Genomic DNA, 22,421 nt, shown 5'->3' with positions numbered 1-22,421 from the left:
AGCCGCACGTTAATACGCTCTTGCAATCCGCTCTTGCGCCCGCTGCATCGCAATATCCGCGTCGAGCTAATGCGCGCAAGGCGCACGAGTGGGCGGCGTTCCACATCAAGCGGACTGCTTGCGCTGGCACCCAATTGGTAAACGAACAACGCAATTGTGGTTCATTTCATACAGGAGCGGATCAAACCCTGAGAAAACCATTCGGCATATCCTTCAATGTCAGTCTCCCCTCGCCCGGGTTTGAGCGAGCGTCCGTATGGGCAACAAGCGGATCATCCTGCTCTCGGACGGCACCGGCAATTCCGCCGGCAAGGTCTGGCGGACGAATGTCTGGCGTGTGTTCGAATCGCTGGATCTGACGAGTTCGCAACAGATTGCGTTCTATGACGACGGGGTCGGCACCTCGTCCTTCAAGCCGTTCGCGATCCTGGGCGGCGCCTTCGGCTTCGGCCTGAAGCGGAACGTGCTCGATATCTACAAGTTTGCCTGCCGCAACTATCGCTCGCATCTGGACTATCTGGCGCTCGAGGCTGCCGCTGCGAAGGCCGAGGGTCGCGAGGAGAGATACGGTCCCTGGCAGAGCGACGACATCTTTGCATTCGGGTTCAGCCGGGGGGCCTTCACCATCCGCGTGGTGAACGGGCTGATCTGCGAACAGGGCCTGGTGAAATACCAGACCGAAGAGGAGCTCGATCGAAAGGTCGCGGCGGCCTACCGCGCGCACCGGGCAGAGACGTTCAAATCGCAGTTTCAGGTCGAATGGGCATTTCGAAAGCTGCGCAACCTGTTCGTGTCAGCCAAGCACGACAAGAACGAGCGCCCGGTCGATCACATCGCCTTCCTCGGCCTTTGGGATACCGTCGCCGCTTACGGCCTGCCCATCGACGAAATGACCCGCGGCGTCAGCCGCTATCTCTGGCCGCTCGAACTGCCGGACCGACAGCTTCACCCACTGGTGCGCAAGGCCTGTCACGCGCTCTCGCTCGACGATGAGCGCACCACGTTTCATCCGCTGCTGTGGGACGAGAGTCCGGAGACCGTTGTCACCGGTACCCGGAAGACCAGTTCGGAACGGATCACCCAGGTCTGGTTCGCCGGCGTGCATTCCAACGTCGGCGGCGGATATCCGGACGACTCGCTCGCCCATGTGTCGCTGACCTGGATGTTGTCAGAGGCGCGCAGCCGCGGCCTTACCTTGAAGGCGGCGCCGGGAGCCGATCCCGACGCATTCACGCGGGTGCGGTCGACCCAGGACAAGGACGGCCGCATCTACGATTCCCGCAACGGGCTCGCCGGCTACTACCGCTACGGGCCACGGAGCGTGGCCGCGCTGTCGGATACGAAATTTTCCGACGACAAGCGCGATTGCGTGAAGATTGCAGTGCCGAAGATCCACGAAAGCGTGTTCGACCGGATCTCCGTCGATGCGCATCTCTACGCGCCGGTCGCACTGCCACCGGTCTACGAAGTATTGACCTACGACGAGAGGATCGTCACCCCGGACAAGCTGACCGTCCCGCCGGGCAGACCGAAATATGAGAGCCTGGCCTCCGCCCGTCGGCGCGAGCTCACCCAGGAGCACGTCGTCGGAAGTTCGATCTGGCGGCGACGCATCATCTATTTCCTGACCGTCATCGCGTCGCTCTATTTGCTGACCTATCCGCTTACATCCACCGCGCCGGCGGCCGCCGAATTCACCACGCCCCTGCGGCCGCTTTCCGACCTCATTCGGATGGTCGGGCTCGCGTTGCCGGGCGCGGCCTCGCGCTGGATCAACGCCTATGCGAGGGAGCCGCTCTGGTTTGTGCTTTGCGCCGGTCTTGTCGCGCTGCTGCTATGGTTGAGCGCCAGCCTTAAGAACCGGATCACCGATCAGATGCGCCGCGCGTGGCGCGTGAGCCTTGCAAAGGTCGACTTGCACCGGAGCGAATCCAAACCAAGGCTCGGCCTGAGCACATCGCAAATGGTGGTGCTGGCTGGCCTGCTCTTTATCGCGCTCTATCCGCTACCGGGCTGGACCGGCTACAGCCTGCCAAAGCTGTCTGCCTCGCCGCAGACCTTCATCGACCGGATAACCCACCCCTATTTCCAGTTCTTCGCCTTTGCCGTCCTGGTCACCATGTTGCTCCCCGACAGGACGATCGCGCGCTTCAGACTGAAGGACGCCTACCGGCGATTGCTCACCAACGTCAAACTCAAGGTCGCGCCTGCATTCTTTGCGGTTTTCTTCCTGGTCGGCGGCATCGCTTTCGCCAGCCACTATCTTTTCAACATTCGCGACAGCCTTGGCCACTTCTGCCAGCCAGCGGAAAAGCCAATCACGCTGGAGGTGTGCGATCCCGATGATATGAAGCTGTGCAAGCGCGCGCCCGACGGCAGCTTCCCTGGCACCTGCACGTCGGCGGCGTGCCGAGGGGTCAACTTGGCCGCATTCAACACCGCCGACCTTTGCACACCCGTGGGCGTCATGCTCGAGAGGCGCGGACATTATCAGTTCATCCTGGAGAAGGATGGCGACTGGTCGTTTCTCGGCGCGCCATCGGGCCCGGGCGGAATGCCGCTCCGTGCGTTCCTGCCCAACTGGAAGAAGGACGGTGCAACCGATCCGACCGTTCTGCTGGGCCGATTCGCTTTGCTGGCGGCAGCTTACCCGCTCAAGCGAACGCTCGACCGGCCCTTTGGCCACGTTATCCTTCGCTACGGCGAGACCGGCAATGAGGAGAACTTCATTGATGGCGAGCCAGCGAACGGCCGCCTTGACGAGAAATTCAGAGCGACCCGCGACGGGCAGTTGTTCGTCTATCTGAACCAGCCGGTCAGCGGCGTCTTTCCGGGTCTGTTTCGCAACGTGAATTCGGGAAAGGCCCGGATCTGGGTCTATCGCATCCCGAGGTGAGCCACCCGTCAGGAGATGCCGCCGCCGGAGGCGCACCCGTTGCCGGCGGTAAACGAAAGGCCGCCAAATGGCGGCCTTTCGTTGGATCTAGTGCTTTGCCATAGAGAAAATCTGGAGCGGGCGAAGGGGCTCGAACCCTCGACCCCGACCTTGGCAAGGTCGTGCTCTACCACTGAGCTACACCCGCATCCGAGATGGCGGCGATCGCTCGCCGTCAACGGCAGACCTATGCCAAATGCGGGCTGCGAATGCAACAGTCCGCGCACGGTCCGAAGCTTTTCCGGATAATCCGATTTCTTTGACCAAATAGGCTCGAATCGGTCCGAAACAACGGCAAAATGGAATTTATCGGGCCTCGTGCCATCACCGGGAACCCAGAATTAGCCACCCGCGCGATAGCCCGATTCGCGGGCCGCTGGCCCCGGGGCCACTCGGACGGCTCGGAACGCCGGCCAGAGCGACGGTTGCACCCTTCATCCGTCGAATGCCCATGGCCAACACAGCCTGCAGAAGACGGCGAAGCCGGACCGATTGATTTTTGCGGCCAAGCCGCCATCTAGCGAACGAGAACTTGGTGCCGGACCGTGCTAGAAGCAGCCCGACCCGCAGCCGATATTCTGCGTTCCTTCTCGAGACATCAGGTGAGGATACCGTGACGATAGTTGAGCAGGGCGGCGGCCCGGCACCGCAGGCAGTACCCGATCTGATCAAGGAGACGACCACCCAGACCTTCGTGAAGGATGTCATCGAGGAATCGAAGCGCCAGCCGGTGCTGATCGACTTCTGGGCGCCCTGGTGCGGCCCCTGCCGTCAGCTCACGCCGGTGCTGGAAAAGGCGGTTCGGGCCGCCAAGGGTAAGGTCAAACTGGTCAAGATGAATATCGACGAGCATCCGGCCATTCCGGGCCAGATGGGCATCCAGTCGATCCCGGCGGTGATCGCGTTCGTGGGCGGCCAACCCGCCGATGGTTTCATGGGCGCGGTGCCGGAGAGCCAGGTCAACGCCTTCATCGACAAGCTCACCAAGGGCATGACGGCGCCGGGTGAGCCGAACATTGCGGAGATCCTGAAAGAGGCTGAGGCCGTGCTGGCGGAAGGCGATCCGGCCGCCGCAGCACAGATTTATGCCGAGATACTCGGTTTCGATGCCACCAATATCGCCGCACTGGCCGGACTGGCGAAGTGCTACGTGACGACGGGTGCCGTCGAACAAGCCAAGCAGACGCTAGCGATGGTGCCGGAATCGAAGCGCAACGATGCCGCCGTCAAGGCGGTGCAGGCCTCGATCGATCTTGCCGAGCAGGCGCAGTCGGTCGGCCCGGTGACCGAGCTCGAACAAAAGGTCGCCGCAAACCCGCTCGACCATCAGGCGCGATTCGACTTGGCCACGGCGCTCAATGCGCTCGGCAAGCGCGCGGAGGCGACCAACCAACTGCTGGAAATCGTCAAGCGCGATCGGAAGTGGAACGACGACGGCGCGCGCAAGCAGCTCGTGCAGTTCTTCGAGGCGTGGGGCGGCACCGACGAGGCAACCGTCGAGGGACGCAAGCGGCTGTCGACGATCCTTTTCTCGTAGGACGTATTCCGCGCGCGGGACATGGTTTTGTGAAGAGAACACCCACCAAACCAACGAACTGACCGGGACTGCAGATGCCGATCAATGCCGAATACCGCGGACCCGGCGAGCTTCCCGAAATCATTCCGGTATTTCCGTTGCCGGGTGCGCTGTTGCTGCCGCGCGGCCAGATGCCGCTCAATATTTTCGAGCCGCGCTATCTCGCGATGGTGGACGACGCGCTGCGCGACGGCCACCGGCTGATCGGGATGATCCAGCCGGACATTTCCCACTCCAGGGACGAGACAAGGCCGGTGCTGTTCCAGGTCGGCTGCGTCGGCCGCATCACCCAGCTCGCCGAATCCGGCGACGGCCGCTACATCCTCGAATTGACCGGGGTCGCGCGCTTCAAGGTGGTCGAGGAAATCGCAGCGCTGACTACGTACCGGCAATGCAAGGTGGACTTCTTCCCCTATGCCGATGATTTCGTCGCGCGCAAAGGCGAGGAGGAAGTCGACCGCACGGCGTTGCTCGACGTGCTGAACGATTTTCTAAAAGCCAACAATCTGAAGGTGGATTGGGAAGGTATCGAGAGCGCGCCGAACGAGGCGCTGGTCAATGCGCTCGCGATGATGTCGCCGTATGGTCCGGCGGAGAAGCAGGCGATGCTGGAGGCGCCGGACCTGAAAACCCGCGCCGAGATCCTGATTGCGGTGACCGAAATGGACCTCGCCAAGAAGCGCACCAGCGGCGACACCGGGCTGCAGTAGATGCAACCCACTCCCCGAAGCGGTTCAGGCACGTTGCGAGGCCTGCCGCTAATCCACATGTACCCTGCTTGACGCCCCTTCAGTGCGCCATGGTCCGAGCAGCCTTGCGCCGTCGCGCCGGTTGAGCCTGGGGGCGCACCATTGACGGAACGCTGGCGCCACTCATTGGTCGGCCAAGATAATAGCCCTGCATTTCAGTGCATGCCTCTGCATGGAGGATTTCGAGCTGTTCCTCGGTTTCGACTCCTTCGGCCGTCGTCGTCCTGCCGAGATTGACCGCAAATCGAACCACCGCGCGAGCAATCAGGCGCGATTCCTCCTTTGCATCCGACAATGCGTTGACGAAGCTGCGATCGATCTTGATCTTGTCGAATGGAAACCTCTGAACGAGGCTTAGCGATGAATAGCCGGTCCCAAAATCGTCCAGGGCGATTCGCACACCCAATTTGTGTAACTGATCGAGCGCAGCGAACACGGCCTCGCTGTCATGCATGGTGACCGTCTCGGTGACCTCGAGCTCAAGTCTTTGTGGCGCAATTCCCGAATTCGCGAGCGCCGCCACGATGATCGAAACCAGCTCTTTGCTCCTGAATTGAGCGGGTGACAGGTTTACTGCGATCCGCAGATCGGTGGGCCATTTGGCCGCCTCGGCACAGGCGGCCCTCAGCACCCATTCTCCGAGAGGCACGATCAAGCCTGTTTCTTCCGCAAGCGGGATAAAGTCGGCAGGCATGACCAGGCCGCGCTGAGGATGATGCCAGCGCAACAGCGCCTCAAAGCCGCTGGTTTCTCCGCTCGCAACATTGACAATCGGCTGGTAGTGGAGCTCGAATTCACCCTTGGCAAGCGCATCACGCATATCGCGCTCCAGGTTGCGCCGGGCACGCATGAGCTGGTCCAGCTCGGGCTCGAAGAAGCGGAATGCGCCGCGTCCGCCGCTCTTGGCGGAATAGAGCGCGAGATCTGCGCTCTTCAGGATCTCGTCAGGGCTGGTTCCGTCGCGCGGCGCGATAGCAATGCCGATGCTGGTGCCGATGGTCACCCGATGGTCGCCGAGATCGAAAGGTTCGCAGAGCGCGTGGCTGATTTTCTCGGCGAGGGCCGCGGCTTCGACGACGGGATTGGTCACATAGTCGATAACGGCGAACTCGTCGCCGCCCAGCCGTGCAATCAGCGCCGTATCGCGGATGCATTCGAGCAGCCGCGCGGCGACGGCTTGCAGCAGCTTGTCACCTGTCGGATGACCGAGCGTGTCGTTGACTTCCTTGAAGCGATCGAGATCGAGCATCAAGACGGCAAGACCGGATCCGCCCTCGCGGATGATTGCAAGCGCGTGCTCCATGCGCACTCTCAGCCGCACGCGATTTGGCAGGTCGGTCAGCGCGTCATGCTGGGCCATATGGATGATCCGGGCTTCGGAGCGCCGCTGCTCGGTGACGTCGAGGTGCGTCGCCACCCACCCGCCGCCTGCCATTGGCTGTCGAGTCACGCAGATCAGCCGGCCATCGGCAAACTCGTCGATGCGGCTTGCGGTTGCGTTCACGGGCAGCGCGTTGATGGTCGAGACTAATTGCTGCGCAGCCTCGCCCTTGAGGATACCGGTGGCGATGCGATGCTGGATGATCTCGCGGTGCGGTGTCCCCGGTCTCAGCAGTTCCGGCGGCAGCCTGTACATTTCGGCATAGCGGGCATTGCAGACGACGAGCCGCTTTTCTGCATCGAACATGCAGAGGCCCTCACCCATGTGATTAATGGCTGTGTCCAGCCTGAGCTTCTGTTCTTGCAGTTCTCGCTGGGAGCGTTCGACCTGCTGCCGGGCGACCGAAAGCTGGCTGATTATTTCCTCGAATTTGCTGGTGCGGCTGGCGAGGCGGCGATCCGCCAACACGCCAATCAGGCTCATTCCGAGCACCGATAAAGCCACGCCGGCGATCGCCAGGGCAAGGAAGCCGGGAGAGAGCGACAGCGTGTGGGATGTCTGCGTCGGGTCGGGCACGATCTGCACCGCGCCCATGGCGGTGAAATGATGCGAGACAATTGCAAGGGTCAGCATGAGCGCCGCTGCCAGCGTGCCCCTTTTTTCCTTATAGCCAAGCGCAATCGCCAGCGCGGCAGAACTGAAGAATATGCCGAGGCCGATCGAGACAAACACGAGGTCGAGCGACCAGGTTACGTGGCCCGGCACTTCGAGCGCCCACATGCCGAGATAGTGCATGCTCGCAATGCCTGCGCCTATGACGGCACCGCCGGCTGCCGCGCGCCACCGTCCGGAATTCCTGACAGCAAGTCCAAAGCCACTGGATGTCAGTATCATCGCTGCGGCAAGCGACAGCGCCGTCAGGACGAGGCCGTAGTCGGTTGATACGCCAGGCTCGTAAGCGAGCATTGCGACGAAATGCGTCGCCCAGATTCCGTATCCGATCGCAGCGCCTGCAATTGCGATCCAGATCAGCCGCGTTCGGGCCTGTGAAGCAATTGCGCGATGAAAGATGTTGACGGCAACGGTGCTGGAAACGAGGCAAACCAAACCAGCGAGCAGAACAAGCCGCCAATCGTGCTCGGCAATAAGGCAATTAAAAACGCGGAACATATTACGGGCCCCATCGTCAATGCTGCCGATGAAAGCGCGTAATTGGCATTGTCCCGTTAATTTCGTGCAATACCGGGTTCCATGCTTATTGGGCCGTAAATGCAATCGGCGCAATGACAGCCGAATCCCCGTAAAACCACCGGAAGCCTGTTACCTTGATACCGTAATGATTGCGCAACAGGTCGAGCGACGTAGCACTAGTTGCCAGGAGCGTGGGCTAATATCCCGCAATTGCCAGTACCACGACGGCGCCAAGGGCTTTCCAGCCGAAGCCGCGTCCGCGCGACCACCACGCATTGGCGGCGGCGGCAAAGGCGTAGACCGCGACGATCGTTGCGACGATCCAGTGCCGCGCGCTCTCCGATCCAAACGAGGGCGCGGCAATCAGCAGCACTCCGCCGCCGATCCAGGCCACCGTACCCGCCTGCCATACCAGGCGGATGAGGGTGCGCAGGCTTTCGGGCTGAATGGTCGCCTTGGCGAACACCTTGGTTTCCCCGAGCACGCCATGGATCAGGGCCACCGTTATGCCGGCGACGCCGGCGCATTGCAAAATCAGATCGCGCATCGATAACGTCTCCATACACTGCTGTATGGCATGCGCTGCATTCTGGCGCCTGTCAATACAGTGGTGTATGGTGGTAAGATCGCGGAACCCAGATGAGCAATCAACTAGCGGCAAAGGACTGGCTCGATCAGGGCCTGAAGACGTTGGCGACCCGTGGCTTCACCGCACTGAAGGCGGAGCCTTTGGCCAAGGCGATGGGAGTGTCGCGCGGCAGCTTCTATTGGCATTTCGCCGATATCGGCGCGTTCCATGCCGCAATCCTCGCACGCTGGCATGAGGTCGCGGCCGAGCAGATCATCGCCAATGTCGAGGCGGCCTCGAAGGACGAGAACCCGCTCGCGCTGCTGCTGCGCCGCGTGTTCGGCGAACGGCTGACGCTGGAACGGGCGGTCCGCACCTGGGCGAGCGTCGATCCTGCCGCCCGCGCCGCCGTGCAGGCGATCGACCGGCGCCGGCTCGGCTACGTCGAAGGTCTTCTGATGCAATCCGGATTGTCGACGGATGTGGCCCGCGCCCGGGCGCAAATCCTGTATTGGGCATTTCTCGGCTTTGCGCTGTTGGATCAGCCATTGCCGAAGGCACGACAAGAGGCCGTGGTCGACGAATTGGTACGGATGTCAGCGTCATGACACCTCGCGATTTGGTATGCTAAGGGGCTACGCCTATCTGGAGAGAGTAAATGACAGCCCCGCCCGAACGCCTCGACGGCACCGTCGATCGAAAGTTGCTGGAGATCCTGGTCTGTCCGGTGACCAAGGGTCCGCTCGAATTCGATTCGAGCCGGCAGGAATTGATTTCGCGTTCCGCCAAGCTCGCCTATCCGATCCGCGACGGCATCCCGATCATGCTGCCGGAAGAGGCGCGGAAGATCGAGTGACGAAGCCGGCGAATGGTGAGTGGCGAACAGCGAGTGGTCTATTCGCCACTCCCTATTCGCCATTCGCCTTCTACAGCGCCTCGCCCTTCAACAATCGCGGCACCTCGCCCGACAATCCCGCTGCCTGGCGGATGAACAAGTTCTTCAGCGGCGGCGCGCGATCGACGAGGCCGAGCCCGATATCCCGCACGGTTCGCAGCAGCGTCGATTCGTTCGAGAACAGAAAATTCAGCGAGTTGGTCGCAACGCCCATGGCCATGGTGTCGAACCGCCGCCAGCGCTGGTAGCGGTCGAGCACATCGGCCTGCCCAGGATCGATGCCGAGCCGGGCCGCATCGACCACGACTTCGGCCAACGCCGCGACGTCCTTCAGGCCCATATTGAGCCCCTGCCCCGCGATCGGATGAATCACATGCGCGGCGTCGCCGACCAGCGCCAGCCGCTCGGCGATGAATGAGCGCGCAACGAAATAGCCGAGCGGAAACGCGCGCGGCTTGTCGAGCGCCTTGATCTCGCCGAGGTGCAGCCCGAAGCGCTTCTCGAGCTCATCGTGGAATTCGGCTTCGCCAAGCGCAGTGATGCGTGCGGCCTCGTTCCGGTTCTCGGTCCACACCAGCGACGAGCGCTTTCCATTCAGCGGCAGGATCGCGAACGGACCCGCCGGGAGAAAATGCTCTTCGGCACGACCGTGATGATCCCGCTCATGGCCGACGGTGACTACGATGCCGGATTGATCGTAGTCCCAGCCATGGGTGGCAATGCCGGCGCGCTCGCGCAGTCTTGAGCGCGCGCCGTCGGCGGCGACCAGCAGGCTTGCCTCGATGACACCGCCGTCGGCGAGCGTCACGGTGACGCCATCGGAACGTGAATCGTAAGTCGAAACGGCGGTAGCCCGGAGATCGATGCCATCGGCCTCGGCGCGCTCCACCAGCGCGTCGATGAGGCGGCGATTCTCGACCATGTGGGCAAACGGCTCGCCGGGTTCGACATCTCCCGCAAACGTCAGGAATACCGGGCGTGTCGCGTCATCCAACCTGGAGTCGGTAACGACCATGTCGAGGATGGCTTGCGAATCCGACACCTGATTCCAGACGCCGAGCGTCTCAAAAAGCCGCCGGCAGGCGGCCACAATGGCGGTCGCGCGTGGGTCGCGGCTCGGCCGCTGCCCGAGCGCGGGATCGGCGACGACAACGGGAATCTCCGCGCCAAGGCCCTGGCGGAGCGCCAGCGCCAGCGCCAGCCCGGCAAAGGCGCCGCCGCAGATGACAATACTTCGCTGTGTCGCCATGCCATCCGTACCTGGTTAGCCCTCAGACCAGACTTGCTACCTGATAATAGCTGGGCGAAACAGAGCCGAGAAACAAGGTCCTTAACCAGATGTCATTCCGGGGCGCACTTAGCGCGAACCCGGAATCCAGAGGTTTGGCACGAGATTCTCAGGGGCGCAAAGGGCGCCCCGTAGTTCGCCTCTTCGAGGCGCCCCGGAATGACGGCGCCTCCACGAATTGAAAGCACCACCATGTCCAAAGGCCTGATTGACCTGATTTCCATCCTCGATCTGGAGCCGCTCGAGGTGAACCTGTTCCGCGGCAACAGCCCGAAGACGAGCTGGCAGCGGGTGTTCGGCGGACAGGTGATCGGGCAGGCCATGGTCGCGGCATGCCGCACTGTCGAAGGCCGCCTGCCACATTCGATCCATTGCTATTTCATCCTGCCCGGCGATCCGCAGATTCCGATCGTCTACGAGGTCGAACGGCTGCGCGACGGCAAGAGCTATTCGACAAGGCGCGTCACCGCGATCCAGCACGGCAATGCGATCTTCTCCATCATGGTTTCTTTTCATGCCGAGGAGGAAGGCGCCTTCGACCATCAGGACAAGATGCCGGACGTGCCGCCGCCGGAGAAACTCACCGCCGAGGAAGTGGCAAAACAGCCGATGTTCCGCGAGATGCCGGAATTCATCCGCCGCTACTACGAATCCGACCGGCCGATCGAACTGCGCCCGGTCGAGCTCGGCCGCTATTTCGGCCAGAAGATCGACGACGGGCGCATCCATGTCTGGATCCGCACAGCAGCCAAGCTGCCCGACAATCCGGCGCTGCACATGTGCGCGCTGGCCTATGCGTCGGATTTCTCGCTGCTTGACGCGGTGATGGCGCGCTACGGCCGCACGCTGTTTGACAAGCGCATGATGCCGGCGAGCCTCGATCACGCGATGTGGTTTCACCGACCGTTCCGCGCCGACGAATGGCTGCTCTACGCGCAGGATTCGCCGAGCGCGCAGGACGGCCGCGGATTGACCCGCGGCCTGATCTTCAAGCCTGACGGCACACTGGTGGCGTCGGTCGCCCAGGAAGGCTCGGTCCGCCAGCGCAAGTAAGAGCGTGACCTCTTACGCTTTCGCCAGCGTTCCGCGCTCGGCCAGCGCGAATTGCGACGCGTACCAGCGTGCGTACCAGGCCAGCATCCACGGGATCGGAATGATGAAGATGCAGGCGATCACGAACACGATGGTTCGCCACAGCACTTCCAGTCCGGACGCGGTGAAGATGACCTCGCGCTGCGTGCCGTCGATGTTGCGGCAGATCCAGCGCATCCAGGCCGTGACCACCCAGGCCCAGCCGACGATGGTAATGAAGGACACATACAACAGCACATGCCAGCCGACATAACCCAACGCGCTGCCGTTGAAGGCGATCGGAAGCGGCTGGTCATTGGAGCTCAGGTTGGAAGCGATCCAGCGAATGACCATCCAGGCCAGCACGGCCTGAACCGGGATCGAGAGGTATTGCAGGTAATAGAGGTCGGCCGAGCCCACATAGGTCAGAATGCCCATGGCGATGAAGACGTACCAGATGTCGAAAGGCTGGCCGGTGAAAGCAAGGTTCGGCCGGCCCGGCACGTAGAGCCGGGAAAAGATCCAGCGATAGAACCAGGTCGCAACCCAGGGTGCCGGAATCACCAACACCATGCCGATGACGAACACAAGGCTGCGTCCGAGGAGCTCCCACAGCCCGACATCGATCGATAGCGCACCGCCGCCGTACCCTCCACCTGCAGCCGTAGGTGGGCCACCAGTTTGCGCGAAGGCGGGCGGGCCAGATCCGCCGGGTATCATCCCCGGAATTTCTCCTGCCCGCTGCCAGCCCGACATTCCCTCGGTCCAGACCAGCGTATCCGCCCCGACCATGCCGCGGGTGATGAGGTCGCGAAGCTGGGCCTCCGGATAAGGGCCCTGTTGCTGTCCGTTGGCTGCATAAAACCACGATCGGTTCGACATTTTATTTCCTTGAGCCGTGGAAAATGGAGGTAGCCGGCGGGCGGCTGGGGGTGAAACCGCATTTTGGCGGACGTTACAGGTGCCTGTACAGTGATCGATGTCACCAGCTCGAAATGTTTTCCCCTTCTACCTGCAACTTTTTTGTGCCATTTGCCCAGAAAGATGCCAGATTTGCGTCGGCGGTCCGCCGTCGGGGCACCCAGCCTGTTGCGTGCTCAAAAATACCCCAGAGAAATGAAGGCCTGACCATGAAGCTCGTCGTCGCGATCATCAAACCCTTCAAGCTTGACGAGGTACGCCAGGCGCTGACGGCCATCGGCGTCCACGGCATGACGGTGACGGAGGTCAAGGGTTACGGCCGCCAGAAGGGCCACACCGAAATCTATCGGGGCGCCGAATATGTCGTGAACTTTCTGCCCAAGCTCCGAATCGAAATTGCGGTCGCCTCCGACGTTGCGGACAAGGCGGTCGAGGTCATTACCGCGAACGCGCGTACCGGGCAGATCGGTGACGGCAAGATCTTCGTCACGCCGATCGACCATGCACTGAGAATCCGCACCGGCGAGACCGATAGCGACGCGCTCTGAGACATCACGGAATTCGAGGCGCGGCGGCAACGACGCTGAACGCGCGAAGCCAAGAAGCGGCAACGAAACGACAACCGGCCGGGGGAATTTTATGGGGGCACCATCGTATCGTGCAGCAGGCAATGCTGCGCTCATTGCTCTTGCGGCGAGCTTCGCACTCATCACGCCGGCGCAAGCCGAGACGTCCACCATCAGTGCCGCCGACACCGCGTGGATGATCGTCGCCACCGCGCTGGTGTTGATGATGACGATACCGGGCCTGGCGCTGTTCTATTCCGGCATGGTGCGCAAGAAGAACGTGCTGGCGACCATGGCGCAAAGCCTTGCCGCGGTCGCGATCATCTCGATTCTCTGGGTAGCCTTCGGCTATTCGCTGGCTTTTGTCGGCGATGGCGCCTGGATCGGCTCGCTCGATCGCTGGTTTCTGACCGGCATGACGATGGAGAGCGTCAATCCGGCGGCGAAGACGATTCCGGAAGCGCTTTTCATGCTGTACCAGATGACGTTTGCGATCATCACGGTGGCGCTGGTGGCGGGCGCGGTGGCCGACCGGATGCGGTTCTCGGCCTATCTCCTGTTCTCCGTCGGCTGGTTCATGTTCGTCTATGTGCCGCTCGCGCACTGGGTGTGGGGCGGCGGTTTTCTTGCCACCATGGGCGTGCTGGATTTCGCCGGCGGTCTCGTCGTGCATCTTTCCGCCGGCGTCGGCGGACTGGTGGCCGCGATGGTGATGGGCCGGCGTCACGGCTATGGCAGCGAGAACCTCGCGCCGTTCGACCTCTCGCTCGCCGTGATCGGCACCGGATTGCTGTGGGTCGGCTGGTTCGGCTTCAACGGCGGATCGGCGCTGGCCGCGAACTCGCGCGCGGTCATGGCGATCACCGCGACGCATCTGGCCGCCTGCGCCGGCGCGCTGACCTGGGCCGCGATCGAATGGGCAACACGACGCAAACCGTCGGTACTCGGCATGATCTCGGGCGCGGTTGCAGGCCTCGGCACAATCACGCCAGCCTCCGGATTCGTTGCGCCCTGGCATGGCGTCGTGATCGGCGTCGTCGCGGGAACGCTCTGCTTCTGGGCCTGCACCTGGCTCAAGCAGCGCTTCAAATATGACGACTCGCTCGACGTGTTCGGCGTTCACGGCATCGGGGGATTGACCGGCACATTGCTCGCCGGCGTCTTCGCGGTGAACGCGATCGGGGGCACTGCCGGCCTGATCGAGGGCAATGCGCAGCAGGTACTGACCCAGCTCTATGGCGTCGCGGTCACGCTCGTCTGGTCTGGCGGCATTACCTTTATCCTGCTCAAGCTGGTGGGCGTGTTCGCGCCGCTGCGGGTATCTTTCCAGCAGGAGCTGGAAGGCCTCGACATCTCGCAACACGGCGAAGCCCTGCAATAGGCCACCCACCGAATTACCGTTTGCTCTGCTGCTGGGCACGATTGCGGCCGGCCGTCAGGCCCTGCCCACGTTTTGGGCACGTCTGACTACGCTTTGGGCGCGGCGGAATGGCGCGGGAAGATGCAACTCTCGCAAAGGGCGAAAAGGTCCGGATTCATAGTCTGTTAGGGAACGATCCCGATCTGGCACGGCATTTGATTCTAAGGGTCTCGGCTGTGCCCGCGTAGTGAACATCTCCGCGTGGTGAACCTCAGTCGAGAACGCCCGGTCCGCTGACCCGGGCCCAAGCGGGGACCAAGACCCATGAAAATTGTTATGGCGATCATCAAGCCATTCAAACTCGAAGAAGTCCGGGACGCCCTGACCGCCATAGGCGTTCACGGCCTCACGGTGACGGAAGTCAAAGGCTATGGCCGCCAGAAGGGCCATACGGAAATCTATCGTGGCGCCGAATACGCCGTGAGCTTCTTGCCCAAGATCAAGATCGAGGTCGCGGTCGCCTCGGATCAGGTCGACAAGACCATCGACGCCATCACATCGGCTGCCAAGACCGGACAGATCGGCGACGGCAAGATCTTCGTCATCAACCTCGACCATGCGGTACGCATCCGCACCGGCGAGGCAGATGCCGCGGCCCTCTGATTTCGCGCACAAACCTTACCACTCAGGAGTAAAATCAAATGACGTTTAAACGTCCCTATAGCGCGGGACTGGCGGCCCTCGCAGTCGGCCTGTTCGCCGCGACCGCTGCCTACGCCGAGCCTACGGTCAACAAGGGAGACAACGCCTGGATGCTGACGTCGACAGTGCTGGTGCTGTTGATGACGATTCCGGGTCTGGCGCTGTTCTATGGCGGTCTCGTCCGCTCCAAGAACATGCTCTCGGTGCTGATGCAGGTTTTCTATACTGTCTGTATCGTCACCCTGCTCTGGGCGCTCTACGGCTACAGCCTTGCCTTCACCGGCGGTTCCGACTTCATCGGCGGCTTCTCCAAGGCCTTCCTGATGGGCGTGACCACAGATTCGAAGGCGGCGACCTTCAGCGTCGACGCCAACATCTCGGAGCTGGTCTATATCTGCTTCCAGATGACCTTCGCGGCGATCACGCCGGCCCTCATCGTCGGCGCCTTTGCCGAACGCATGAAGTTCTCGGCGATCGCGTTGTTCATCCCGCTCTGGGTCACGCTGATCTATTTGCCGATCGCCCACATGGTCTGGTACTGGCCTGGTCCGGATGCGATCACCGATGCCGCCAAGGCGCTTGCCGCTGCGGCTGATGGCGCAGCGAAGACCGCGGCGCAGGCCAAGCTCGACGAGATCAACGCCGACGCCGGCTGGATCTTCAAGAAGGGCGCGATCGACTTCGCCGGCGGCACCGTGGTGCACATCAATGCCGGTATCGCCGGTCTTGTCGGTGCGCTGCTGATTGGCAAGCGCGTCGGTTACGGCAAGGAGCTGATGGCTCCGCACTCCCTCACCATGACCATGATCGGCGCTTCGCTGCTCTGGGTCGGCTGGTTCGGCTTCAACGCCGGATCGAACCTCGAAGCCTCCGGCGGCGCCGCGCTCGCCATGACCAACTCCTTCGTTGCGACCGCAGCGGCGGCGATGGCCTGGATGTTCGCGGAATGGATCGTCAAGGGCCACCCCTCGGTGCTCGGCGCGCTGTCGGGCGCGGTCGCGGGCCTCGTCGCCGTCACGCCCGCGGCCGGCTTCGCCGGTCCGATGGGAGCGATCGTGCTCGGTCTCGTGGTCGGCGTCGTGTGCTTGTTCTTCTGCACCGTGGTGAAGAACTCGCTCGGCTATGACGACTCGCTCGACGTGTTCGGCGTCCACTGCGTCGGCGGCATCGTCGGCGCGCTCGGCACCGGTATCCTGGTGAATCCGGCCCTCGGTGGCACCGGCGTCATGGATTACGTCGCGGGCAAGATCGCAGACTACGACTTCGTCGCGCAGATGACCTCGCAGCTCTGGGGTGTCTGCACCACGCTGGTGTGGTCCGGCATCGGCTCGGCGATCCTGTTCAAGGTCGTCGATGTGATCGTCGGCCTGCGCGTCAACGTCGAAACCGAGCGTGAAGGCCTCGACGTCACCGAGCACACCGAGCGCGCCTACAACATGTAAGTTCTCCCTGGGTGCGATCTCTTAGAAGGGATCGCATCCACAACTCCGGTTCGGGCACATACCCGGCAATGCCCTGACCGTTGAGGGGCTCCAGCGCAAGCTGGAGCCCCTTTCTTTTTGTGCCGCTATTATTCCCGTTCCGGCGCGATCAGTTCGACAGTAGGGAAATAGGTTCGATAACGCCTTGCATCGCGTGTTAGCAGAGGTAGCTGTTCGACAGCGGCGTGAGCGCCAATGAATAAATCCGCCAGCACGCCAGTGCGAAGGCCCCCGGCGCCGCGGTACCGCAGGTAAGCCTTGCCCGCGAGAAAGAGCGCGGAGCGCGGGATCGCCGCCAGTTCGATGTCCAAATTGCGGAGCATCGCGTCCACGCTTTCGACCGTGGCGTAGCGCGTCGATATCTCGGCGTAGATGACATCATTGATGATAAGCGGCCCGGACGAGGCCGCTTGTTCGAGCCGTTGTTGCGACCAGTCCGCCCATGTTTCACCGTCGGTGACGACATCCAGGAGGACGTTCGAATCGACGAGCGTCATTCCGGTTCGCCACGCAAGAGAGCCATCAGCTCATCGGTCGTCATGCCTGGCCCAGCCGACCCTCGCGCTTTGGCAAACCTGCTAGGCGGCCGAGGCCCATCGGCTTTTTCGATCACCACACCGCCATCGGCGCTGCGGCGGAAATCCACCTGGCTGCCAGGCTGAATCCCCAAATAGTCGCGGACACGTTTCGGAATTGTCACTTGGCCCTTGCTCGTGACTGTCGTCGCCATGGCGGAACTCCCGGAAGTAATACCAGTTGAAAATATGGTAATACCCCGCAAATTGTCCAGACCAGCCGATGGTTAATCGCGTCTTAACCTCGCCGTATCTATGGTGGTTTGATGGGTTTCCGGGGCTCGCTTAAGTCCTTTGACCGCTTTTGAAAGTGCTGGCGTTTCAGACATGGCAATGATCGCCTCTTCCGGCGTGGCGCAGGGCGCCGGCAGTGCAACCCCTGCCGGTCAGGCCGAACGCTCGCCGTTCTTGCGCACGACCGAGCTGCTGGCGCCCTACCAGCCGGCCAAGCCATTGATCACGCTGTCATTAGGCGAGCCGCAGCACCCGGTGCCTGGCTTCGTCGGGCCGGTGCTGGCGAAACACATTGCCGAGTTCGGCCGCTATCCGTTAGCTAAGGGCATCGAGCCGTTCCGACGCGCCGCCGCCAGCTGGCTTTCGACCCGGTTCCAGCTCCCCCGCCCGATCGACCCCGAGAGCGAAATCCTGGTGCTGAACGGCAGCCGCGAAGGGCTGTTTTTTGCGGCGATCACCGCCGCCCGCTATGTTGGCCCGCGCAAGGGCAGGCCCGCGATCCTGATGCCTAACCCGTTCTATCCGGCCTATGGCGCAGGCGCCCGGGCCGCTGGTTGCGAACTGATCTACCTGCCGACCACACTCGCCAACGGATTCCTACCGGATCTCGATACGCTCGACGAGGCGACACTGGCCCGAACCGTCGCGATGTTCATTGCCTCGCCCGCCAATCCGCAAGGCGCCGTCGCCTCGCGCGACTACTTCACGCGGCTGAAGACCCTCGCCGACCGCTACGGCTTCATGATCCTGAGCGACGAGTGCTATTCGGAAATCTACACCAGGCAGGCGCCGGGCAGCGCCCTGGAATGCGCCGGGCCTGATTTCACCAACGTCGTTGCATTCCAGTCGCTGTCGAAGCGTTCCAATCTGCCGGGCATGCGCGTCGGCTTTGCCGCCGGGGATGGAAAGTTCCTCGCTGCCTTTCACGAGTTGCGCAACGTCGCGGCACCGCAGGTGCCGGTGCCGCTGCAACACGTCGCGGTCGCCGCCTATAGCGACGAGACGCATGTCGAAGAAAACCGCAGGCTTTATCGCATCAAGTTCGATCTTGCCGATCAGATCCTGGGCAGCCGCTACGGCTATGTGCGGCCTGCCGGCGGCTTCTGCGTCTGGCTCGACGTATCCCAGCGCGGCGGCGACGAGGCGGCGGCGGTGAAGCTTTATCGGGATGCTGGCGTCCGCGTGATCCCCGGCAGCTATCTGTCGCGGCTGCAGCCCGACGGCTTCAATCCCGGCGCGGGCTACATCCGTCTCGCGCTGGTCTCAGACAGTGAATCAACGGCCGAGGCATTGCACCGGCTGGTCGAAATTCTGGATTAATCGCAGGGCCCCAATGAGCATGCCAGCGATCGAACGTGTCATTCCCCTGGTCGGTCATCTGCCGGTCTCGATCCGCGAGGCCCTGGCGCGGCGGCTGCGCGAGCTTGCCGGCCTCAGCCTGATCGCGCTGTCCGGCGTGGCGGCGGCGGCGCTGATGACGTGGTCGGTGCAGGACCCAAGCTTGAGCCACGCGACGTCGCGCCCGATCCGCAACGTTCTCGGCTACCCCGGCGCAATCGGCGCCGATCTGTTGATGCAGATTCTCGGCCTCGGCGCGATCATGCTGATCCTCCCCGTCGCGGTGTGGGGTTGGCGCATGCTGACCCATCGCGCCTTCGACCGCGAAGCGCTACGCCTTGGGTGCTGGATTCTATCCACGGTGATCGCGGCAGGCTTTGCAAGCTGCTGGCCGCATGGCGGCGCGTGGGCACTGCCGACCGGGCTTGGCGGCGTCGTCGGCGACGCGCTGGTGCGTGCCCCCGCCGTCGTGTTTGGCCCAGCCGGCTTCACCTATCGTCTCGTGCTCGGCATCATCCTGTTTGCGGCGATGGCTGCGGCCTTTCTGTTTGCCAGCGGCTGGGGCTCGCGCCCGAAAGAGGAAGAGCTGACGCCGATCGAGGACGATGACGCGCCCTTCGTTGAAGAAGAGGATCGCAGTTCGGTATCGCTCGGATGGGTGTACCATGCCCTGATGAGCGCAAAGGCTCGGCTCGGATGGCTGATGGGCGTGGCCTACCGATCGCTGGTGTCGAGTTCGCCGCCGCCTCGCAAGTCCTCATTCGAACGTCAGGAACCGAGCCTCGGCGGTCGCTCCGCGCCGGCATTGGCCCCGCAGCAAGAGGAATTCGAGGACGAGGAAGAAGAGGAAGAGGAGGACGAGGAAGTCCCGGCCGCACGCGCTCCGCGTAAGAAGCCTGCACCGCGCGCGGCGGCGCGCAAGTCCGACAAGTTCGAACTCCCTTCAGTCTCGATGCTGACGGCGCCGAAGGCGTCGGACCGGCAACCGCTCAGCAAGGCCGAACTGGAGGCCAATTCGCGCGCGCTGGAAGGCGTGCTCGGCGATTTCGGCGTCCGCGGCGAGATCGTCAAAGCCAATCCCGGCCCGGTCGTGACGCTGTACGAACTCGAACCGGCGCCCGGCATCAAATCCTCGCGTGTCATCGGCCTTGCCGACGACATCGCCCGCTCGATGAGTGCGCTTTCGGCGCGCGTCGCCGTGGTTGCCGGCCGCAATGCCATCGGCATCGAGCTACCGAATGCGCATCGTGAAAAAGTTTACCTGCGTGAATTGCTGACCACAAAGGACAGCAACGAGTCGACGGTGAAGTTGCCGCTCTGCCTCGGAAAAAACATCGGCGGCGAATCCATCATCATCGATCTTGCTCGCACGCCGCATATGCTGATCGCGGGCACCACCGGCTCCGGCAAATCAGTCGCCATCAACACCATGATCCTCAGCCTGGTCTATCGCCTGAGGCCGGATCAGTGCCGCCTGATCATGGTCGATCCCAAGATGCTCGAGCTCTCCGTCTATGATGGCATCCCGCATTTGCTGACGCCGGTCGTGACCGACCCGAAGAAGGCGGTGGTGGCGCTGAAATGGGCTGTGCGCGAGATGGAGGAGCGCTACAAAAAAATGGCCAAGCTCGGTGTGCGCAACATCGACGGCTATAACCAGCGCCTCGTCGAAGCCAAGGCCAAGGGCGAGGAGCTGACGCGCACGGTGCACACCGGCTTCGACAAGGAAACCGGGAAGGCGATCTACGAGGAAGAAAAGCTCGAGCTCGAGCCGCTGCCCTATATCGTCATCATCGTCGACGAAATGGCCGACCTGATGATGGTGGCCGGCAAGGACATCGAAGGCGCGGTGCAGCGCCTGGCGCAGATGGCGCGCGCCGCCGGCCTGCACGTCATTCTCGCGACGCAGCGTCCGTCGGTCGACGTCATCACCGGTACCATCAAGGCTAACTTCCCGACCCGCATCGCATTCCAGGTCACGTCGAAAATCGATAGCCGCACCATTCTCGGCGAGATGGGCGCCGAGCAACTGCTCGGCCAGGGCGACATGCTCTATATGGCCGGCGGCGGTCGCATCAGCCGCGTGCATGGACCATTCGCTTCAGACGAAGAAGTCGAGAAGGTGGTGCGTCACCTCAAGACGCAAGGCGCACCGGAATATCTGGAAGCGGTCACTGCGGAGGAACCGAGCGAAGAAGACGGCGCGGTATTCGATTCCACCGGCATGGGCGGCGATGGTGGCGGTGACCTGTTCTCGCAGGCGGTTGCGATCGTCAAGCGCGACCGCAAGGCCTCGACGTCCTATATTCAGCGCCGGCTGCAAATCGGCTACAACCGCGCCGCTTCGCTGATGGAACGAATGGAACAGGAAGGCATCGTTGGGCAGGCGAATCACGCCGGCAAGCGCGAAATTCTGGTCGAGGAGGAAGAGGGCGGATTCTAAAGCGCCGAACGTGGATTCGGCGCAACGATTTCACGGAAAAACGATATCTCCTTTGGTCGAAGCGCGATAAACTGGCCGGCAGCGGGATGCCTCGTCGAATAGAGATCCGAAATATCTGATGACACAACAACCCACCCATCGCGGGCTGCGCTCCGGACTGGCCCTTTTGATCGCCACATTCATCGCCGGCTTCGCGACATCGGCTCTCTCGCAGACCGTGCCGGTTCCGAAGCCCGCGCCCAAGGCCCGCGACGCCAGCATGCAGATGAGCGCACAGGAAAAAGCGCCGATGACCACCGGTGCCACCCAGGCGCCGCCAAATCCGGTGCTTCCGGACCCGCGCCGCAATGTCCCGGCCAATGTTTTTGCAACCTTTGATGCCAACCAGAAGGCGCAGGCTGCGCGGGTGAGTTCATATCTATCGTCGCTACAGACGTTGGTCGGAAATTTCGTGCAAGTCGGCCCAGACGGCAGCAGGACCAAGGGCGATTTCTACATTCAGAAGCCGGGCAAGGTACGTTTCGAATATGACGACCCGAGTCCGATCGCGATTATCGCCGATGGTTCATCGCTGGCCGTGCGCGATCGCAAGCTCGCCACCCAGGACATCTATCCGCTGTCGCAAACGCCGCTGCGTTTCCTGCTGTCGGACAGGATCGATCTGTTGAAGGACACCAATGTCGTCAGCGTCACGGCCGATGACGTCTACATCAGCGTCACCATCGAGGAGAAGCAGGCCCTGATCGGCACCAGCCGATTGATGCTGATGGTTGGCGTCAAGGACGGCCAGCTCAAGCAATGGACGGTGACCGACCCGCAGGGTTACGACACCACGGTTGCGGTCTACAATCTGGACTCGTCCAAGAAGGTCGACCCCGGCCTGTTCAAAATCGACTTCACCAACTATTTCACTCCGGCGAACTGAGCGACGGCGTTCGTTCTCCTTCTTTCTGCGGAGCCGCAGGGTGGGCAAAGCCACCGGTCGCGCGAATGCGCGCCCAGCGACGAGCGCAGGGCGCTCGCGGAGTGATGACAGGCTCCGCGTGCCCACCATTTTCATCGAGATTGGGGTGCATGGTGGGCACGGCGCTGAGCACCTTTGTCCCACACTACGAAATTCCACCTGTGGACAATGCGCGCGACGTCA

At 62.4% G+C, this 22,421-nt stretch carries 20 protein-coding genes and 1 tRNA gene; 14 read left to right on the top strand and 7 right to left on the bottom strand.

All coding sequences use genetic code 11. The annotated features are described in order from the left end of the window. The first annotated feature begins 256 nt into the window (after positions 1 to 256). On the top strand, positions 257 to 2,896 hold the full coding sequence (locus V1278_RS03420; protein ID WP_334379709.1) for a DUF2235 domain-containing protein: 2,640 nt from the start codon (positions 257 to 259) through the stop codon (positions 2,894 to 2,896). A gap of 112 nt (positions 2,897 to 3,008) precedes the next feature. On the opposite strand, the gene V1278_RS03415 is transcribed toward V1278_RS03420, so the two are convergent. Next, a tRNA-Gly gene (locus tag V1278_RS03415) sits at positions 3,009 to 3,083 on the bottom strand. Positions 3,084 to 3,548: 465 nt separating this feature from the next. Between V1278_RS03415 and trxA the strand changes: the two genes are divergently transcribed. Together trxA and V1278_RS03405 are read left to right on the top strand one after the other, a co-directional pair. Beyond that, the gene (gene trxA, locus V1278_RS03410; protein WP_334365751.1) at positions 3,549 to 4,472 is read left to right on the top strand and encodes a thioredoxin; all 924 of its coding nucleotides are present in this window, start codon (positions 3,549 to 3,551) and stop codon (positions 4,470 to 4,472) included. Between the two features lie 74 nt (positions 4,473 to 4,546). Beyond that, positions 4,547 to 5,221: an LON peptidase substrate-binding domain-containing protein gene (locus V1278_RS03405; RefSeq protein WP_334365752.1), complete on the top strand. Its 675-nt coding sequence runs from the start codon at positions 4,547 to 4,549 to the stop codon at positions 5,219 to 5,221. A 79-nt stretch (positions 5,222 to 5,300) separates the two neighbouring features. Here the strand turns inward: V1278_RS03405 and V1278_RS03400 are convergent, their stop codons facing one another. Beyond that, positions 5,301 to 7,748: an EAL domain-containing protein gene (locus tag V1278_RS03400; RefSeq protein WP_442893785.1), complete on the bottom strand. Its 2,448-nt coding sequence runs from the start codon at positions 7,746 to 7,748 to the stop codon at positions 5,301 to 5,303. Between V1278_RS03400 and V1278_RS03390 the strand changes: the two genes are divergently transcribed. Beyond that, positions 7,704 to 7,853 carry a hypothetical protein gene (locus tag V1278_RS03390; protein ID WP_334369290.1) on the top strand — a complete coding sequence of 50 codons (150 nt, stop codon included), beginning with the start codon at positions 7,704 to 7,706 and terminating at the stop codon, positions 7,851 to 7,853. The genes V1278_RS03400 and V1278_RS03390 overlap by 45 nt on opposite strands. A gap of 175 nt (positions 7,854 to 8,028) precedes the next feature. Here V1278_RS03390 and V1278_RS03385 read toward each other — a convergent pair whose 3' ends face one another. Continuing rightward, positions 8,029 to 8,379: a hypothetical protein gene (locus V1278_RS03385; RefSeq protein WP_334379708.1), complete on the bottom strand. Its 351-nt coding sequence runs from the start codon at positions 8,377 to 8,379 to the stop codon at positions 8,029 to 8,031. A gap of 92 nt (positions 8,380 to 8,471) precedes the next feature. Here V1278_RS03385 and V1278_RS03380 point away from each other — a divergent pair, with 92 nt between their 5' ends. Both V1278_RS03380 and V1278_RS03375 read left to right on the top strand, forming a co-directional pair. Beyond that, a complete protein-coding gene (locus tag V1278_RS03380) occupies positions 8,472 to 9,008 on the top strand; it encodes a TetR/AcrR family transcriptional regulator (protein WP_334379707.1) in 537 nt (178 codons plus the stop codon). A gap of 50 nt (positions 9,009 to 9,058) precedes the next feature. After that, complete coding sequence (locus V1278_RS03375) at positions 9,059 to 9,256, top strand: Trm112 family protein (RefSeq protein ID WP_334365755.1); 198 nt, start codon at positions 9,059 to 9,061, stop codon at positions 9,254 to 9,256. A gap of 70 nt (positions 9,257 to 9,326) precedes the next feature. Here V1278_RS03375 and V1278_RS03370 read toward each other — a convergent pair whose 3' ends face one another. Next, complete coding sequence (locus V1278_RS03370; protein ID WP_334379706.1) at positions 9,327 to 10,544, bottom strand: ubiquinone biosynthesis hydroxylase; 1,218 nt, start codon at positions 10,542 to 10,544, stop codon at positions 9,327 to 9,329. Positions 10,545 to 10,775: 231 nt separating this feature from the next. Between V1278_RS03370 and tesB the strand changes: the two genes are divergently transcribed. Then, entirely contained in the window at positions 10,776 to 11,636 is an 861-nt protein-coding gene (gene tesB / locus V1278_RS03365; RefSeq protein WP_334379705.1) for an acyl-CoA thioesterase II, read from the top strand. A gap of 12 nt (positions 11,637 to 11,648) precedes the next feature. Here the strand turns inward: tesB and V1278_RS03360 are convergent, their stop codons facing one another. Beyond that, positions 11,649 to 12,536 (bottom strand): DUF4339 domain-containing protein, encoded by an 888-nt coding sequence (locus V1278_RS03360; protein ID WP_334379704.1) that lies wholly within the window; start codon positions 12,534 to 12,536, stop codon positions 11,649 to 11,651. A 248-nt stretch (positions 12,537 to 12,784) separates the two neighbouring features. Here V1278_RS03360 and V1278_RS03355 point away from each other — a divergent pair, with 248 nt between their 5' ends. From V1278_RS03355 to V1278_RS03340, 4 genes are all read left to right on the top strand, one after another. Continuing rightward, positions 12,785 to 13,123, top strand: a complete 339-nt coding sequence (locus V1278_RS03355) for a P-II family nitrogen regulator (protein WP_028348351.1) — start codon at positions 12,785 to 12,787, stop codon at positions 13,121 to 13,123. A 91-nt stretch (positions 13,124 to 13,214) separates the two neighbouring features. Next, positions 13,215 to 14,522 (top strand): ammonium transporter, encoded by a 1,308-nt coding sequence (locus tag V1278_RS03350; protein WP_334379703.1) that lies wholly within the window; start codon positions 13,215 to 13,217, stop codon positions 14,520 to 14,522. Positions 14,523 to 14,825: 303 nt separating this feature from the next. Continuing rightward, positions 14,826 to 15,164, top strand: a complete 339-nt coding sequence (locus V1278_RS03345; protein WP_008142813.1) for a P-II family nitrogen regulator — start codon at positions 14,826 to 14,828, stop codon at positions 15,162 to 15,164. A gap of 38 nt (positions 15,165 to 15,202) precedes the next feature. Continuing rightward, a complete protein-coding gene (locus V1278_RS03340) occupies positions 15,203 to 16,645 on the top strand; it encodes an ammonium transporter (RefSeq protein WP_334379702.1) in 1,443 nt (480 codons plus the stop codon). Between the two features lie 128 nt (positions 16,646 to 16,773). Here V1278_RS03340 and V1278_RS03335 read toward each other — a convergent pair whose 3' ends face one another. Continuing rightward, complete coding sequence (locus V1278_RS03335; RefSeq protein ID WP_334379701.1) at positions 16,774 to 17,181, bottom strand: type II toxin-antitoxin system VapC family toxin; 408 nt, start codon at positions 17,179 to 17,181, stop codon at positions 16,774 to 16,776. Next, the gene (locus V1278_RS03330) at positions 17,178 to 17,414 is read right to left on the bottom strand and encodes an AbrB/MazE/SpoVT family DNA-binding domain-containing protein (protein WP_057844908.1); all 237 of its coding nucleotides are present in this window, start codon (positions 17,412 to 17,414) and stop codon (positions 17,178 to 17,180) included. The genes V1278_RS03335 and V1278_RS03330 overlap by 4 nt, the downstream gene beginning before the upstream one ends. 172 nt (positions 17,415 to 17,586) lie before the next feature. On the opposite strand from V1278_RS03330, the gene V1278_RS03325 reads away from it, so the two are divergent. The 3 genes from V1278_RS03325 (at position 17,587) to V1278_RS03315 (ending at position 22,199) form a co-directional block, all read left to right on the top strand. Next, positions 17,587 to 18,813 (top strand): aminotransferase class I/II-fold pyridoxal phosphate-dependent enzyme, encoded by a 1,227-nt coding sequence (locus V1278_RS03325; RefSeq protein WP_334379700.1) that lies wholly within the window; start codon positions 17,587 to 17,589, stop codon positions 18,811 to 18,813. Between the two features lie 13 nt (positions 18,814 to 18,826). Beyond that, positions 18,827 to 21,274 (top strand): DNA translocase FtsK, encoded by a 2,448-nt coding sequence (locus V1278_RS03320; RefSeq protein WP_334379699.1) that lies wholly within the window; start codon positions 18,827 to 18,829, stop codon positions 21,272 to 21,274. Between the two features lie 118 nt (positions 21,275 to 21,392). Next, the gene (locus tag V1278_RS03315) at positions 21,393 to 22,199 is read left to right on the top strand and encodes an outer membrane lipoprotein carrier protein LolA (RefSeq protein WP_334379698.1); all 807 of its coding nucleotides are present in this window, start codon (positions 21,393 to 21,395) and stop codon (positions 22,197 to 22,199) included. The last annotated feature ends 222 nt before the right edge of the window (positions 22,200 to 22,421 follow it).

This window comes from Bradyrhizobium sp. AZCC 1577, assembly GCF_036924575.1.
Lineage (GTDB): Bacteria > Pseudomonadota > Alphaproteobacteria > Rhizobiales > Xanthobacteraceae > Bradyrhizobium.
Note: the sequence above shows the minus strand (reverse complement) of the source record. Positions and strands in the feature narration are given on the sequence as shown.

Coding starts and splice junctions, on each gene's coding strand:
- V1278_RS03420 (WP_334379709.1), top strand. CDS start 257: ATGGGCAACAAGCGGATCATCCTGCTCTCGGACGGCACCGGCAATTCC.
- V1278_RS03405 (WP_334365752.1), top strand. CDS start 4,547: ATGCCGATCAATGCCGAATACCGCGGACCCGGCGAGCTTCCCGAAATC.
- V1278_RS03390 (WP_334369290.1), top strand. CDS start 7,704: ATGAAAGATGTTGACGGCAACGGTGCTGGAAACGAGGCAAACCAAACC.
- V1278_RS03385 (WP_334379708.1), bottom strand. CDS start 8,379: ATGCGCGATCTGATTTTGCAATGCGCCGGCGTCGCCGGCATAACGGTG.
- V1278_RS03380 (WP_334379707.1), top strand. CDS start 8,472: ATGAGCAATCAACTAGCGGCAAAGGACTGGCTCGATCAGGGCCTGAAG.
- V1278_RS03375 (WP_334365755.1), top strand. CDS start 9,059: ATGACAGCCCCGCCCGAACGCCTCGACGGCACCGTCGATCGAAAGTTG.
- V1278_RS03370 (WP_334379706.1), bottom strand. CDS start 10,544: ATGGCGACACAGCGAAGTATTGTCATCTGCGGCGGCGCCTTTGCCGGG.
- tesB (WP_334379705.1), top strand. CDS start 10,776: ATGTCCAAAGGCCTGATTGACCTGATTTCCATCCTCGATCTGGAGCCG.
- V1278_RS03360 (WP_334379704.1), bottom strand. CDS start 12,536: ATGTCGAACCGATCGTGGTTTTATGCAGCCAACGGACAGCAACAGGGC.
- V1278_RS03355 (WP_028348351.1), top strand. CDS start 12,785: ATGAAGCTCGTCGTCGCGATCATCAAACCCTTCAAGCTTGACGAGGTA.
- V1278_RS03350 (WP_334379703.1), top strand. CDS start 13,215: ATGGGGGCACCATCGTATCGTGCAGCAGGCAATGCTGCGCTCATTGCT.
- V1278_RS03345 (WP_008142813.1), top strand. CDS start 14,826: ATGAAAATTGTTATGGCGATCATCAAGCCATTCAAACTCGAAGAAGTC.
- V1278_RS03340 (WP_334379702.1), top strand. CDS start 15,203: ATGACGTTTAAACGTCCCTATAGCGCGGGACTGGCGGCCCTCGCAGTC.
- V1278_RS03335 (WP_334379701.1), bottom strand. CDS start 17,181: ATGACGCTCGTCGATTCGAACGTCCTCCTGGATGTCGTCACCGACGGT.
- V1278_RS03330 (WP_057844908.1), bottom strand. CDS start 17,414: ATGGCGACGACAGTCACGAGCAAGGGCCAAGTGACAATTCCGAAACGT.
- V1278_RS03325 (WP_334379700.1), top strand. CDS start 17,587: ATGGCAATGATCGCCTCTTCCGGCGTGGCGCAGGGCGCCGGCAGTGCA.
- V1278_RS03320 (WP_334379699.1), top strand. CDS start 18,827: ATGAGCATGCCAGCGATCGAACGTGTCATTCCCCTGGTCGGTCATCTG.
- V1278_RS03315 (WP_334379698.1), top strand. CDS start 21,393: ATGACACAACAACCCACCCATCGCGGGCTGCGCTCCGGACTGGCCCTT.